Below are 14479 nucleotides of genomic sequence, written 5' to 3'. Positions count from 1 at the left end.
AGCGAACGTTGCCCACTTGCGTGACCTGAGCAAGCCCGGTGCAGATGGCAGACTCATGCTATGCTATACTCCGCGCCCAGTTAAATTCGCCGCCGCGCCAGGGGCTAATTTTTAGCCCGCGCGCGGTGCGCCAAAGCAGCTTGTATCAGGCTACGGCCTCAAAAAATCAGGAGAGAAAATGAGCAACGTTGATTTCACTACGTCTGCAAACCCGGAAATCTTGGCGACCGAAGTTGCCTGCCTCAAAGCTACGCTGACGCTGATCTTGAAGTCGATCGGCCAGGCCGACGCCGGGAAAGTCATCATCAACATGGAACGTTTCATCGCACAGATTGAAGATCCGACCCAGGCAGAAATCTTCAAGAACAGCATTCAGCAAATCAAGCACGCTTACCGTCAGTAAGCGTTGCGCCCCAGACCCGCACTTCTTGTGGGTCTGCTTTTCACCACGCTACGCCACACCCCATTGATCTTGCACGTGCTTTCGGGCAGTGTGTTGACTTTCTCCCCCACACCCGAGACCGTTATGGGCATCCTTGTCAAAGCGCTGATCGGCGCGCTGGTCGTGGTTCTGATCGGCCTGTTGGCCAAAACGCGCAACTATTATATCGCCGGTTTAGTCCCGCTCTTTCCCACTTTCGCCCTGATTGCGCATTACATTGTCGGCAGCGAACGTTCAATTGCGGCACTGAAAACAACGCTGATTTTCGGCATGTGGGCGGTATTGCCCTATCTGGTGTATTTGATTTCGCTGTATTTCCTGATTAACAGTCTGCGGCTGTCGTTAGCGCTGGGTGCGGCGGTACTGTGCTGGATTGCGGCGGCGTGGCTATTAATTACGCTGTGGGGATGGTGGCAAGGGCATTAACGCCCTTGCCTGAGCTGTTACGGCCGCCCTGCCTGCAATACGAAGCCTCGCTGCCGATCGCCGGCGATGCGCAGATAGCGGCTTTCACCGGCGCGCAGCGTCATCGGCACGCTGCCGCTGGTTTCACGCCAAATACATAGAGAGTTCTCGATCATATCTTGCCCGATACTGACCGAAATATTGCCTGGCGGCACGCGAAACTCTGCTTTTTCTTTCGCCTCGAGTGAAGCGGCAAACTCCCCATTCACATAGACGCCGGTACGGCAGCTGCCCGCCAGCATGCCGCTGTCGCGCACCACGACCACCGTAGCGTAAGGCGTATCCGGGATATTCTGATAGAGCATCAGACGGCTTGGGGGGGGCAACTCAGCCTGTTGCGGCGGTACGGCTTGAGTCGCACACCCCGTCAGCAGTGCAGAGGCAAATAACAACGCGGCGTAATGCTTCATCCTTGGCTCCTGAAGAAAATAATGCTTATCGTAACAAGAGAATAGCTATCTCCAGTAGCATTCATACCGCAGAGACGAAAAAATCGGATAACTTCCCACTCCTCTCACGAACCTGCAGGGATAAGAAGATTCTGCATTAAAGCCATTGAAATAAAGGCGATTCTTGCAGATTTAAAACTTGATCATGCCACGTTGGATATCTGCCGCAAAAGCACCACTGACGTAACTGAAACCATCCTGCGTGACATAAACCCGGGTATGACCGGTCTCTGATAACACCGCCACCATATATCCCAGGCTTATCATTTCATGGGACGGAACGTTCATCGGGGTTAGAAATCCGCGCCCACGGCACCACTGATAAAAGCGGGTTCGCCCATATCCCAACACGGCGCCAACATCGGAGAGGTGCTTAAAAGTATCATAATCCTCTGATGGTGAAGGTAAACCGTCATGACTTTCAGGCGTTTTCTTTATCCCAGACAAAATAAACTCCTTTTTTTGACTCTGTCGCCTACGGTTATCCTTCCTCTAAAATGAATTTAAAAAATCCAATTTTAAAATGCAAATGAATTCCCTGTAACTAAAAATCCTTCCCCAGAAAAAACCTGAAAACAAAACCCCAATAAAAAAACAGAAATAAAAAAATACGGTATTAATACCGAGCATTAAATCCTTGGCATGGGTAAATATCCTAAATAAAAATAATATTCATACCCGATAAGAAAATACTTAGCTTGCATATTATTTCCCTCATCAAAACGATGCAATTGCGGTCGGCTCATTGCGGCATAAAGAGAATGAATAAAATCAGTGCCACATCGTCCAGCCCTCGTCGTGATGTCGCGGATCCTTACAGACTGCCCTCAATGCACCACATCCTCTCTCAACGCGGCACTTCCTCAATCACACCTAAACAATAACCATTATCATTTCCAATTGTTCCACCAGTTTATTACACTTTCCTACCTCGTCAGTTAGGAACATTCCTAGGCTGCGAGCCTCAGGATAGAGAAAGAGTTAGGGACACCATGAAGAATTGCCGTTGTTTGATTGTTTTGCCGTTATTGATGTTGACCGCCTGCACCCAATGGGAGAGGCCTGGCGCGGTTGAGAGTACCCGGAACGCCGAATATGCCGAATGCCGCAGCCGCGGATACGATCGCTTCCCCCCGGACGTGGTGCGGGACGTGGAGTTCAGCTACGAAAACAAATACATTCCTTGCGAGAAGAATAAGAAAGACTGTCCATCGGGATACCGCTATGACAAGGAACCGTCGATTAAAACAGTGCAGACCGATCGCAATCAGTCCGCCCGAGACGCCACCATCGAAGCCTGTATGTACGGCAAAGGCTGGCGGGAGAAAACCTACTATTGGCCGCAATGGTGATGTGGCGGCGTTTGCCTGGGGCGAAATGCCCGCAAACCCATTCAACCGTCGTCATCACATCGGCTCAGCCCCAGCGCAACCAGCGTTTCCGTCCTGACCGGCGTTAAAGGCACACGCGGCGACGGTAAAGGCCAGCTCAAAAGCTGCCTCGCCGCCGTTGCGCAGACTTTACCCTGGCATGCCCCCATGCCACAGCGGCTGCTCATCTTCGCCGTGTTCCAATCCGGCTGATGGCGTACCTGTTCCAACGTAACGTCTTCGCAGCGGCACAGTAACGTTTGCGGATTGGCCAGCGAATTCAAGCGCTCATCGAGCGCAAAAGCGGCCGCTGTCGCCGTGGCGAAACGCCGCCACCGCCGCCGCTGCGCCGCCAGGCGCTCTGCCTTTTCCCGCTGCCCGGTGGCGGCATAACCGGCAATGGCGCCTTCGGTGAGCGCCAATTCACTGCCGCCGACGCCGGTACACTCCCCGGCGGCATAAATTTGCGCTTGGCAGGTTTGCTGCCAATGATTCACCGCCACGGCGTCGTGTTCTATCCGACACCCCAGCAGCATCGCCAACTCAATGTTCGCCACCAGACCAAAACCGCAGGCCAACCTGTCGCAGGCGATCGTTCTTTCCCGCCCGCCGTTATTGACACGCACCGAGGTTAAACGGTCTTGCCCCAACGCCGCCAGCACCCGGCTGTCGGCACGATAACGATGCGGCATCAGAGAAAACGCCTGACGCAGTTTGGCCGGCCAGCGCCACAAGCCGCCGGCAAACGCCGCCAACCGCCAAAGCGGCGCCTGCTCCGCCAACATGACCACCTCTCCGCCGGCCTGTTTCACGCTGTCGGCCACCGCCAACAGCAGCGGACCACTGCCGGCTATCACCACTCGCTCGCCGCGGATCGCCAATCCCTGCTTGATTTGCGCCTGTAGCCCACCGGCACCGGTCACCCCCGGCAGCGTCCAGCCGGGAAACGGCAACAACAGTTCACGCGCGCCATTGCATAAAATCAGCTTTTGATAGCGAATCACGCCGCAGCCTTCGGCGTCTTCATATGCCAATCGGTTAGCGCCACACTGCGCCACCAGCTTGCAGCCGGACTGCCGTGCAATATTTTCCCGCGCCGCCACCGCCTGCCGATAGCGGTTCGCCGTTTCAGGCAACGTCGCCTGCGGTCCATCGCGCCAGATTTGCCCGCCGGGATGCGGATTATCATCAATCATTCGCACCTGGCCACCACTTTCCGCAGCGGCCAGCGCCGCCGCCATGCCGGCCGGCCCAGCGCCGACGATCAGCACCTCACAGTCGAAGTTACTCATCATCGCTCCTCTCTATGCGCATGCCGGCTTGGCACAGCGTTTGGCACGCCAGGCGACGTAGACCGTTAATGGTCACCCGGCACTCCTGACAAACGCCCATGCCGCAAAAGGGAGCGCGCGGTTGGTGTGAAACAGATAACCGACAACGATCGTCGCCGCACAGGCTGAGCGCCGCAGCAACGCTGAGACCAACCGGCACCTGTCGGTGTTCTCCATCGATGCTCAACGCGATCGTATTTTGTCTTTCATTCATACAGGCAACTCCTCGGCGGCAAACGCCCGCGCAGCCAAATACGGGGAATCGTCAATCTCCGGCGTTTGCCGGCCAATCTGCGCAGTAATCAGCGCAGCGCTGCCGAGTGCAGTCGTGACGCCCAATCCCTCATGCCCCAGAGCCAGCCACAGCCAGGAATGCCGCGGATGCACGCCCAACAGCGGCAGCCCGTCGGCAGAGGCGGCGCGCAACCCTGTCCAGCAGCGAATGATGTTCATCTGCGCCAGTGCGGGCAAGAAATGCTGCGCACGCGTAAGCATTGCCGCCAACAGCGGCATGTCCAACGCCGAATCGATGGCGTCGAACTGGCGGGAAGAGCCGATCAGCCATTGTCCGGTGGGCCGCGCCTGCACATTGAAAGCCACCGACGTGCCGTTGCTGGCATGCGCGCTGGCGCCATACCCCAGCTCCACCAGTTGATGCCGCACCCGCGGCGGGTAGCGATCGGTGATCGCCAGTTGGCCCTTCTTGGCGTGAAGCAAAGTCTGTGGCAATAGGTTATTGGCCCTAAGGCCGCAGGCCAGGACCACCACCGGCGCGACCAGACGTCTGCCGTCCGCCAGCCGCACAGCTTCCTCCTCCAACGCTGTCGCTTCACCATGCACCACGTCAATTGCCGCACCACCGTCGGCCAACAGCCAGCGAGCCGCGAGCGGCGCATACACAATGCCGTCGCCCGGCACCCGCAGTCCGCCAGCCAGGCCATGCCGCAGCATCGGCTCCATGACGGCGATCTGCTCCGCCGCCAGCAGTTCCGCGGCCACGCCCTGCTCCGCCAGCCGCGCCCGCTTTTGCTCGGCGATGGCCATTTCATCCGCTTGATCCGCCAACCACAGCGTACCGCAGCCGCGCCAGGCGCAGGCTTCCGGCATGCGCCCCGTCACTTCGCGCCACAACCGCAGCGAATAAGCGCTTAACGCCAGCTCGGCAGGATTATCGTCCATGCAAACCAGGTGCCCCATACCGGCTGCGGTGGCGCCGGCGCGGCGGTCGTCCACCACCGAGACACGATACCCTTCCCGCGCCAGCCGCCAGGCGCAAGCGGCGCCGATGATACCGGCGCCGACCACGATGACATCGGCTCCCCGCTCGGCGCCCATCAGCGTATTCCCCAGACGAAGGGATCGCGTTCGTCGAGCAACAGTTGGCTATCGGCGCACACATAGGCCTGCCCGCGAATAAAGGGGGCAATGCGATCGCCGTTCCAACGATAATAGGCCTGGAATTCGCTGCCGATCACGCTGGCCTGCCGCCACTGCGTGTCCGGCGGCAGTTTGCCGTCCGCCGCCAGACACGCTAGTTTGGCGCTGGTGCCGGTACCGCACGGGGAACGGTCATAGGCTTTGCCGGGACACAGCACGAAGCTGCGGCTGTCGGCCTGCGGATCGTCACCGAACAGTTCGATATGGTCTATCGCGCCGCCGTCTTCACCGCGGATGCCCGCCTGTTCCAACGTCTGCCGCACCGCCCAGGTGAATGCGGTCAACGCCTCCAGATTGTGTTTATCGATGAGCAACGGTGACTCGCCGATCAGGAAGAACCAGTTGCCCCCCCAGGCGATGTCGCCCGTCACCGGCCCGTGACCGGCAACCTCAATCCGCACCTGGCGGCGGTAACGATAAGCCGCCACATTCTCCACCGTGACGCTGCCGTCATCATGCAGCGTGGCGCTTACCGGGCCGACCGGGGTCTCGATCAGATGGCGCCCGGCGTGGATGCGCCCCAGATGAGCCAGCGAAGCGATCAGCCCGATGGTGCCGTGCCCGCACATGCCCAGATAGCCGCTGTTGTTAAAGAATATCACCCCGGCGGTGGCCTGTGGCGAGCAGGGGCGGCACAGCAACGCCCCCACCAGCACGTCATTGCCACGCGGTTCGAGCATCACCGCGCAGCGCCAATCGTCATAATGTTGTGCGAAACGCGCCCGCCGTTCCGCCATGCTGCCCTCGCCAAGATCGGGAAAACCTTCCACGATCAGGCGGGTCGGCTCTCCGCCGGTATGAGAATCGATCGCCCGCAAAGCGGTGATATGCGCAGAAAGTGCCATCGGCGTCTCCTGGGTTAATGAGATGTTACCAATGGCATTAGCCTGAACGAATGTGAGCATGACGGCTTGATGCGTTTCGGCGCAGCGAATGAAGAAATCAGCACAGTGACAAAAGTCGGGACTGACGCGCCGCGGGAATGAACTTAACGATTGTCATAATAATAACTTATTTATCATATTGTTATTTCCATGCTAAACCCTTGCCTAGCGAGAAACGCCGCAGTTTTCAAGCAACCGCCAAACACCGTCCGGCAAAAGTATGCGGCAATCCGCATATTTGGCAGCCCGCCGGAAATAGCGCTTGCTTCGTTACAAAAAAGTTAATATTGATGCGAAAGCGCCAACCTGGCCCGCCTGTTTTTCCGGCTAACGACCGAAAAGGGACTGCTATGCGATCCACTTCAGACTACCCGCCTCCGGTTTCTCTCTCGCCGCCTTCGCTAGTGGGGCTGCCAGAGCAGGAGGACGTTTTTGCCGTCGAACATCTGTCACGCCTGTGCGACGGACTGGCGCAGCAGCGCCCGAACAACCTGCGCGATCTGCTGAATACGCTGGCGCTGATCGCGCCGTTGCTGAACGCGATTCCCAACGTCGTGTTCTTTATCAAAGACGCCCAGGCGCGCTACCTGCTGGCCAACCTGACGCTGGCCAGGCGCTGCGGTTTCAAAACCGTCACGCCGCTGCTGGGTAAAACCTCCGCCGACGTTTTTCCCGCTCAGCTCGGATCCGGCTATACCGAGCAGGATCTGCGGGTATTGCGCCACGGCGTGCTGATCCAGGATCAGCTGGAAATGCACCTGTACAACGGCCGAGAAACCGGCTGGTGTCTGACGCAAAAGCTGGCGCTGTATGACGCGCAGGGAAAAATCATCGGTATGGCAGGTATTTCTCACGATCTGCAGGAGGCCAGAGCCAATCACCCGGCCTACCAGCGGCTGGCGGCGATCGACGTGCATATCCGCCGCCACTACGCCCGACCGATCGCGCTTGAAGAGCTGACGGCGCTGACCGGGTTATCGGTGGCGCAGATCGAACGCTACTGCAAACGTATCTTCCACCTCACCCCGCGCCAGATGATCCACAAAGTGCGGCTGGAAAAGGCCACGGAACTCCTGGCCGGCGATCTGCCGATCACGGACATCGCGCTGCAGTGCGGCTATACCGATCACAGCGCCTTCAGCCGTCAGTTCAAAGCGATGACCGGCTCCACGCCGCGCGATTTTCGCCTGACGCTTTCCGCTTAACGCGCTGATTTACCCCATTACCCCTCTCTTCTCACGGCGTACCGGCGCCCGATTTTTCACGCCCGCTTTCCGCCGCTATTGTGCCAATTTCGTCGCGGCAATCGGCGAAAAGCGTCAAGCCTCCCTGCGCAATACCGGTCAATCTGTCGGTGAGCCTTACCAAAGATTCACTTTTCATTAACACTTTCGGACGACAGGACAACACGATGAGCCATAAAACCATAAGCTGGAGCGGCGTATTCCCGGCGGTGACGACCCAATTTCGCAACGATTTCTCTCTGGACCTCGACGCCACCCATACGGTGATCAAAAACCTGGTGCGCGACGGCGTCTCCGGCCTGGTGGTGTGCGGCACCGTCGGTGAAAATACTTCGATGACGGTGCAGGAAAAACTGGCGGTGATCGAAGTGGCGAAAGACGCCGCCGACGGTAAAGTGCCGGTGATCGCCGGCATCGCCGAGTTCACCACCGCCTTCGCGCAGAACATGGCGCGCGAAGCGCAAAAGGCTGGCGTCGACGGGATTATGGTGATGCCGGCGCTGGTCTACTCCGCCAAACCGCACGAAACCGCCGCGCACTTCCGCAGCGTCGCTGGCGCGACCGATCTGCCGATAATGGTCTACAACAACCCTCCCATTTACAAAAATGACGTCACGCCCGACATTCTGACCTCGCTGGTCGACTGCGAGAACATCGTGTGCTTCAAAGACTCGTCGGGCGATACCCGCCGCTTTATCGACCTGCGCAATGAAGTCGGCGATCGCTTCGTGCTGTTCGCCGGGTTGGACGATGTGGTGCTGGAAAGCATCGCCGTCGGCGCGCAAGGCTGGATCTCCGGCATGTCCAATGCCTTCCCGCGCGAAGGGGAAACCCTGTTCCGGCTGGCGAAGGAAAAACGCTATGAGGAAGCGTTGGCGCTATACAGCTGGTTTATGCCGCTACTGCACCTCGATGCCCGCCCCGATCTGGTGCAGTGCATCAAACTCTGCGAACAGCGGGTCGGCCGCGGCAGCGCTGTCACTCGCCCTCCGCGCCTGGCGCTGCAGGGAGAAACGCTCACCGAGATCAACGCCGTGATCGATAAAGCGCTGGCCACCCGCCCTGCGCTGCCGAACGTCGGCCTGTGACGCCTTCATCGCCCGGCCATGCCGGGCGTCATGCTTTATCTACCGGGGGAAACGATGCCCAACGATCGCTACGCCGCCATCAGCGGCCAACAATTTATCGGCGGCCAGCGCCACGCCGAAGGGGAAGCGTCGCTGTTTAGCCTGCGCGCCGACGACGGTCAGCCAACCGGCTACCGCTTCCACCAGGCCACGGCGGCAGAAACCGCCGCCGCCGCAGAAGCCGCTGCCACGGCCTTTGCGCCCTATTCGCAACTCAGCGCCGAGCAACGCGCGAACTTTTTGGACACCATCGCCGAGGAGCTAGATGCCTTGGACGAAACCTTCTTCGCCCTCGCCACACAGGAAACGGCCCTGCCGCCGACGCGCTTGAGCGGCGAACGCGCCAGAACCAGCGGCCAGATGCGGCTGTTCGCCACGCTGCTGCGGCGCGGCGACGTCGAGGGTGTGCGCATCGACTGCGCGCTGCCGCAGCGTTCCCCCCTGCCGCGCCCCGATCTGCGTCAATACCGCACGGCGCTCGGCCCGGTGGCGGTATTCGGCGCCAGCAACTTCCCGCTGGCGTTTTCCACCGCGGGCGGTGATACCGCCGCCGCGCTCGCCGCCGGCTGCCCGGTCGTGTTCAAGGCGCACAGCGGCCATATGATCACCGCCGAGCTGACCGCTCAGGCGATCGAGCGCGCTCGGGAACGCACAAGGATGCCCGCCGGCGTCTTCAACATGATCTTCGGCAACCGCGTGGGGGCTGATTTGGTACAACATCCGGCGATTCAGGCAGTGGGATTCACCGGCTCGCTGCAAGGCGGCCGAGCGCTGTTCGATCTGGCGATGCAACGCCCTCAACCTATCCCGGTCTTTGCAGAAATGTCGAGCATCAATCCGGTAGTGATCCTGCCCAAGGCGTTGGCGCGGCGCGGGCAGCACATTGCGCAGGAGCTGGTCTCTTCCTTCACACTCGGCTGCGGTCAGTTCTGCACTAAGCCCGGCGTGATCGTCGCGCTGCGCGGCGCCGCCTTGGATCGGTTAACCGAAACGATGAGTGCCCTGGTCAACGCCGCCGAGCCGCAGCCGATGCTGAATGCCGGCACCCTGGAGCACTACCGTCACGGGCTGGCGGCCCTTGATGCCCACCCGGGTATGCGGCGGCTGGCAGGCCGAAGCGAAACGCCCGCTCTTCGGGCGGCGGCGCAGCTTTATCAGGCGGAGGAGGCGCTGTTGCTGCAGGCTGACCCGCTGCTGCAACAAGAGGTCTTCGGCCCGGTCAGCATCCTGGTGGCGGTGGATAATGAAATGCAGCTGCATGCGGCGCTAACGGCATTGCAAGGCCAGTTGACCGCCACGCTGCTGGCGGACGACGACGATCTCGATGTGGCCGCCGGTTTGACGACACTGTTGGCGCGCAAAGCCGGTCGGGTGCTGTTCAACGGGTATCCGACCGGGGTGGAAGTGTGCGACGCCATGGTGCACGGCGGCCCTTACCCGGCGACCAGCGACGCACGCGGCACCTCGGTAGGCACGCTGGCCATCGAGCGTTTCCTGCGGCCGGTCTGTTTGCAAAACACTCCTGCGGCGCTGTTGCCGCCGGCGCTGCAGGACGCCAACCCGCTCAACCTGCTGCGACTGGTTAACGGCGTTTACACCCGAGATCCCCTGGTTTCACCTGCCCAACATTAGCCCGGCCGCATCTGCCTGCCACTCAATAACAAAAGGGTAATACCATGACAACCCAAGGCAAATTCAAGAAGCAGCTTACGCTCACCGATCTGACGTTCATCGGTCTGGGCGCCATCTTCGGCTCCGGTTGGCTGTTCGCCGCCAGCCATGTCTCCTCCATCGCCGGCCCGGCCGGCATTTATTCCTGGCTGATCGGCGGCCTGGCGGTGCTGCTGCTCGGCATCGTCTACTGCGAGCTGGGCGCCGCCCTGCCGCGCGCCGGCGGCATCATTCGCTATCCGGTATTCTCGCACGGCGAACTGATGGGTTATCTGCTGGGGTTTATCACGCTGATCGCCTTCTCCAGCCTGATCGCCATCGAAGTCGTCGCCGCCCGGCAGTACGCCGCCGCCTGGTTCCCGTTCCTCAGCCAGCCGGGTTCCGGCGATCCAACAGCGATCGGCTGGCTGGTGCAGCTGGCGCTGCTGTGCTTTTTCTTCGCGCTCAACTATTACAGCGTCAAAACCTTCGCCAAATCCAATAACCTGATCAGCGTGCTGAAGTTTCTGGTGCCGCTGTTGGTGATCGTGGTGTTGTTCAGCTTTTTCAAACCGGAAAACCTGCACAGCCAGGGCTTTGCTCCCTTCGGTTCCGCCGGCGTTGAGGCCGCCATTTCCGCCGGCGGCATCATCTTCGCCTACCTCGGCTTGACACCGATCATTTCGGTCGCCAGCGAGGTGCAACGGCCGCAGCGCACCATTCCCATCGCGCTGATCCTGTCGGTAGTGCTGTCCACCATCATCTATGTGCTGCTGCAGATAGCGTTTCTCGGCAGTATCCCCAGCGAGATGCTGAGCGGCGGCTGGGCCGGCATCAGCCAACAGTTCTCCCTGCCGTTCCGCGACATCGCCATCACGCTGGGCATGGGGTGGCTGGCGTTTCTGGTGGTCAGCGACGCGATCGTTTCGCCGAGCGGCACCGGCAATATCTATATGAACGCCACGCCTCGCGTGATCTACGGTTGGGCGCGCGCCGGCACCTTCTTCAAACTGTTCACCCGGGTCGATGGCGAGTCAGGTATTCCCCGCCCGGCGCTGTGGCTGACCTTCGCTCTCTCGGTATTCTGGACGCTGCCGTTCCCATCCTGGGAAAAACTGATCGGCGTGGTATCCGCCGCACTGGTGCTGAGCTACGCCATCGCCCCGGTGACCGCCGCCGGGCTGCGGCGCAATGCGCCCGATATGCCGCGTCCGTTCCGGGTCCGCGGTTTCTGCGTGCTCGGCCCGCTGTCGTTTATCATTTCGGCGCTGATCGTCTTCTGGTCCGGCTGGGATACCGTCTCCTGGCTGCTCGGCTTGCAGATCCTGATGTTCTTCATCTACATCCTGTTCAAGAATCAGGTGCCGACCCACGCCGTTAGCCTCCGACAGCAAATTTGGTCCTCGCTGTGGCTGATCGTCTTCTATGCGCTGGTGATCGGGCTTTCCTACCTCAGCAGCTTCGGCGGCATCGGCGCTATTGCTCATCCATGGGACACCCTCACCATGGCGGTGATTGCGCTGGCGATTTACTACTGGGGCGCCTATACCTGTTTACCCCAGGCCAATTTTATCGGCGATGAAGAAGAATGACCCCAGGGAGGACATCGAAATGACATCCATGCATGTGCTGTCGCTGGAACAGGCTTATCAACTGGCGTTGCGTACGCTGCGCAACAACGGTTTCAATCAGGCGCACGCCGAAGCGGTGGCGCAAAATGTCACTCAGGGCGAACGCGACGGCTGCGCTTCTCACGGGCTGTACCGGCTGTTGGGCTGCGTGCGATCGCTGCGGGCAGGCAAGGTTTCTGCCGATGCGATGCCCAGGTTGCTCGACCAGGCGCCGGCCATCTTGCGCGCCGACGCCGGCGGCGCGTTCTCCCTGCTGGCCTACCGCACCGCCCTGCCGGCCTTTATCGAGAAAGTGCGCGCCAACGGCCTCGCCGCGCTGGCGATCAACCGCTGCGTGCATTTCTCCGCGTTGTGGGCCGATATCGAACCGCTGACCGAGCAGGGGTTGGTGGCCTTGGCCTGCACGCCCAGCCACGCCTGGGTGACGCCGGCCGGCGGTTCGCGACCGCTCTTCGGCACCAACCCCATCGCCTTCGGCTGGCCGCGTCCGGATCGGCCGCCATTTTTGTTCGACATGGCCACCAGCGCGGCGGCGCGCGGCGAAATCGAATTACACCGCCGCGCTGGCACCCCGCTGCCTGAAGGCTGGGGCATTGATAAGGCAGGCAATCCGTCCACCGATGCCGCCAGCGTGTTGGAGGGCGCGATGCTGACCTTCGGCGGGCATAAGGGCTCGGCGCTGGCGGCGATGGTTGAATTGCTGGCAGGGCCGCTGATCGGCGATATGACCAGCAAGGAATCGCTGGCCTATGACGATGGCACCGGTTCGTCGCCTTACGGCGGTGAGCTGGTCATCGCGTTGGATCCCGAGCGTTTTCTCGGTGCGGATAAGGCGAAATATTTCGCCGGAGCGGAGGCGATGTTTGCCGATATGCAGGCGCAAGGCGCCCGCATCCCCGGCGAACGCCGTTATCGGCAACGGCGCCAGAGCGAGCAATACGGCGTGGAAATCCCCAAGGCGTTGTACGACGACATAGTGGCGCTGTGCGATTAACGCTGGATTAATGCCCCGCGCCGGCAACCCGGCGCGGGGAGAAGCTTATCCAGCCTGAGCCAGGTCGCTGTGCAGGCGTTTGCGCCACACCGGTTTGGTGTCCCAGCGGGCGAAGTGTTTCGCCTCTTTACCCGGCTGCACCTGATGCCACATGTCTTCTTGCCACCGGATCGGTTCCTTTCCTCGCAACGTTGGGCGGGTCTGTTTAATCGTCCGTTGCAAGACGTCTGCTTCTTCCGCAGTAATGGGCGGCGCCTGTCTGGCGGCGTCCAGCGCACGGCTTCCCAGCGGCGCCATCACCTGATACAACACGTTGACCTGCTGCAGCGTCGCTTGCTGATTAGTGCTCATGCCCTTACCCGACCAACCGTCGAAGTTTTCACCGGGATCGTCCCCCTGCGCGCGATACTCATTACCTGGCCCCTCGACGATATTCCATCCTTGCCAGGTCACCAGAGTGTGTAATCCATCGCGATCCTGCAGGTTCTTATTCTGGATCTGTTTGAGCACCGCGGCACGGTTTGGCACACCGATCAGATTCATAAACTCGTCCAGCGCGTTCCAATGCTGCCCCGCCACCAGACCATTCCAGACATTACGCAAACAGTTCCAGGGAATGGTGTGATGCCAGGTCAGCGTGATAAGCGGTTTGGTTGACGCATGTTGCCAACGGCTCGGTTCACTGCCCCGATCGCCTCTGATAATCCCATCGACTTCTAATGGCATAGCTGCCCCTCTTCTGGCTGAAATGAAAAATATGCGCAAGGCCGGTGGCCCGGTTGGCATAAAAACGTCAGCTAAAATCGTAGCAGTTCAGACTGGGATGGCAATAAAACGCAAAGCACGCTCTGCAGCCGGCCGGTAACCGCAGAACGTGCCCGAAAATGGTGAGTTTAAGATGGATTATCTGACCACCATCACCGAAATATTGGCATGGCGAACGATAGCGGCGGCGTTGGACCCCAGCAGATAGGTTTTCACGCTCGGGCGACGCGAACCGATGATGATCAGATCGGCGTCGATCTCTTCCGCCAGTTCCAACACCTGATCGCGTGCAGAACCGAAGCTGACGGTGTAATTGAGGCGATCCAACGGCAGATCGATTTCCGACATGATTTTCTTCAGTCTATCCACCGCCTTCACCTCCGCCTGATTCTCAAACTCCTTGAGACCAAACGAATAGGCAGTAACAAACGCCGAAGCATCCGGCAGCGCATGGAAGAAATGCACTTTAGCGCCGGACATCTTCGCCAAATATTCCACATGCTTCAGCGCATGCTCGGTCAACAGGTCCTCTTCAATATCGATCGGCACTAAAATAGTCTTGTACATATCACGTCCTTTCTATGTAAACCGGGTGCCAACAGAATACTGCCGCGCACGGGCGCGGTGAATCGCTTTATCACGCTTTTGTGATCGGGGGGTATAATACTGATAAGGATAGTTTTTAATTTA

17 protein-coding genes are annotated in these 14479 nt (G+C 59.8%); 8 read left to right on the top strand and 9 right to left on the bottom strand.

Going from position 1 to position 14479, the window contains the following annotated elements:
* Positions 1–178 precede the first annotated feature (178 nt).
* Entirely contained in the window at positions 179–403 is a 225-nt protein-coding gene (locus J0F90_RS08990; RefSeq protein ID WP_004927950.1) for a DUF2594 family protein, read from the top strand.
* Positions 404–526: 123 nt separating this feature from the next.
* Entirely contained in the window at positions 527–868 is a 342-nt protein-coding gene (locus J0F90_RS08985; protein WP_016928244.1) for a GlpM family protein, read from the top strand.
* A gap of 17 nt (positions 869–885) precedes the next feature.
* Here the strand turns inward: J0F90_RS08985 and J0F90_RS08980 are convergent, their stop codons facing one another.
* Positions 886–1317, bottom strand: coding sequence for a hypothetical protein (locus J0F90_RS08980; protein ID WP_028128013.1), 432 nt, complete (start codon positions 1315–1317; stop codon positions 886–888).
* A gap of 171 nt (positions 1318–1488) precedes the next feature.
* Entirely contained in the window at positions 1489–1803 is a 315-nt protein-coding gene (locus J0F90_RS08975) for a hypothetical protein (RefSeq protein ID WP_033633390.1), read from the bottom strand.
* A 545-nt stretch (positions 1804–2348) separates the two neighbouring features.
* On the opposite strand from J0F90_RS08975, the gene J0F90_RS08970 reads away from it, so the two are divergent.
* Positions 2349–2708, top strand: a complete 360-nt coding sequence (locus tag J0F90_RS08970) for a hypothetical protein (RefSeq protein ID WP_004927961.1) — start codon at positions 2349–2351, stop codon at positions 2706–2708.
* 41 nt (positions 2709–2749) lie between these two features.
* Here J0F90_RS08970 and J0F90_RS08965 read toward each other — a convergent pair whose 3' ends face one another.
* From J0F90_RS08965 to J0F90_RS08950, 4 genes are read right to left on the bottom strand one after another with little or no spacing between them, the layout of a single operon-like run.
* Positions 2750–4018, bottom strand: a complete 1269-nt coding sequence (locus J0F90_RS08965) for an FAD-dependent oxidoreductase (RefSeq protein ID WP_033640766.1) — start codon at positions 4016–4018, stop codon at positions 2750–2752.
* Positions 4011–4271, bottom strand: coding sequence for a (2Fe-2S)-binding protein (locus tag J0F90_RS08960; RefSeq protein WP_071525942.1), 261 nt, complete (start codon positions 4269–4271; stop codon positions 4011–4013). Before J0F90_RS08960 ends, J0F90_RS08965 begins: the two co-directional genes overlap by 8 nt.
* The gene (locus J0F90_RS08955) at positions 4268–5392 is read right to left on the bottom strand and encodes an NAD(P)/FAD-dependent oxidoreductase (protein ID WP_033640767.1); all 1125 of its coding nucleotides are present in this window, start codon (positions 5390–5392) and stop codon (positions 4268–4270) included. The genes J0F90_RS08960 and J0F90_RS08955 overlap by 4 nt, the downstream gene beginning before the upstream one ends.
* Positions 5392–6339: a 4-hydroxyproline epimerase gene (locus tag J0F90_RS08950; RefSeq protein ID WP_033640768.1), complete on the bottom strand. Its 948-nt coding sequence runs from the start codon at positions 6337–6339 to the stop codon at positions 5392–5394. The genes J0F90_RS08955 and J0F90_RS08950 overlap by 1 nt, the downstream gene beginning before the upstream one ends.
* A gap of 389 nt (positions 6340–6728) precedes the next feature.
* On the opposite strand from J0F90_RS08950, the gene J0F90_RS08945 reads away from it, so the two are divergent.
* Complete coding sequence (locus J0F90_RS08945; protein ID WP_031300114.1) at positions 6729–7583, top strand: AraC family transcriptional regulator; 855 nt, start codon at positions 6729–6731, stop codon at positions 7581–7583.
* Between the two features lie 31 nt (positions 7584–7614).
* Here the strand turns inward: J0F90_RS08945 and J0F90_RS08940 are convergent, their stop codons facing one another.
* Entirely contained in the window at positions 7615–7761 is a 147-nt protein-coding gene (locus J0F90_RS08940) for a hypothetical protein (RefSeq protein WP_154213935.1), read from the bottom strand.
* Positions 7762–7789: 28 nt separating this feature from the next.
* Between J0F90_RS08940 and J0F90_RS08935 the strand changes: the two genes are divergently transcribed.
* From J0F90_RS08935 to J0F90_RS08920, 4 genes are read left to right on the top strand one after another with little or no spacing between them, the layout of a single operon-like run.
* On the top strand, positions 7790–8710 hold the full coding sequence (locus tag J0F90_RS08935) for a dihydrodipicolinate synthase family protein (RefSeq protein ID WP_016928251.1): 921 nt from the start codon (positions 7790–7792) through the stop codon (positions 8708–8710).
* Between the two features lie 54 nt (positions 8711–8764).
* Positions 8765–10381: an aldehyde dehydrogenase (NADP(+)) gene (locus tag J0F90_RS08930; RefSeq protein ID WP_033640769.1), complete on the top strand. Its 1617-nt coding sequence runs from the start codon at positions 8765–8767 to the stop codon at positions 10379–10381.
* A 44-nt stretch (positions 10382–10425) separates the two neighbouring features.
* On the top strand, positions 10426–11991 hold the full coding sequence (locus J0F90_RS08925; RefSeq protein ID WP_015377394.1) for an APC family permease: 1566 nt from the start codon (positions 10426–10428) through the stop codon (positions 11989–11991).
* Positions 11992–12010: 19 nt separating this feature from the next.
* A complete protein-coding gene (locus J0F90_RS08920; protein ID WP_033640770.1) occupies positions 12011–13024 on the top strand; it encodes an Ldh family oxidoreductase in 1014 nt (337 codons plus the stop codon).
* Positions 13025–13069: 45 nt separating this feature from the next.
* Here J0F90_RS08920 and J0F90_RS08915 read toward each other — a convergent pair whose 3' ends face one another.
* Together J0F90_RS08915 and J0F90_RS08910 are read right to left on the bottom strand one after the other, a co-directional pair.
* Positions 13070–13750 (bottom strand): hypothetical protein, encoded by a 681-nt coding sequence (locus J0F90_RS08915; protein WP_033640771.1) that lies wholly within the window; start codon positions 13748–13750, stop codon positions 13070–13072.
* A 177-nt stretch (positions 13751–13927) separates the two neighbouring features.
* A complete protein-coding gene (locus tag J0F90_RS08910; RefSeq protein WP_004927993.1) occupies positions 13928–14356 on the bottom strand; it encodes a universal stress protein in 429 nt (142 codons plus the stop codon).
* Positions 14357–14479: the final 123 nt, after the last annotated feature.

Origin of the sequence: Serratia marcescens subsp. marcescens ATCC 13880, assembly GCF_017299535.1 — a bacterium.
Lineage (GTDB): Bacteria > Pseudomonadota > Gammaproteobacteria > Enterobacterales > Enterobacteriaceae > Serratia > Serratia marcescens.
This window is presented reverse-complemented; position numbering and strand designations above follow the sequence as displayed.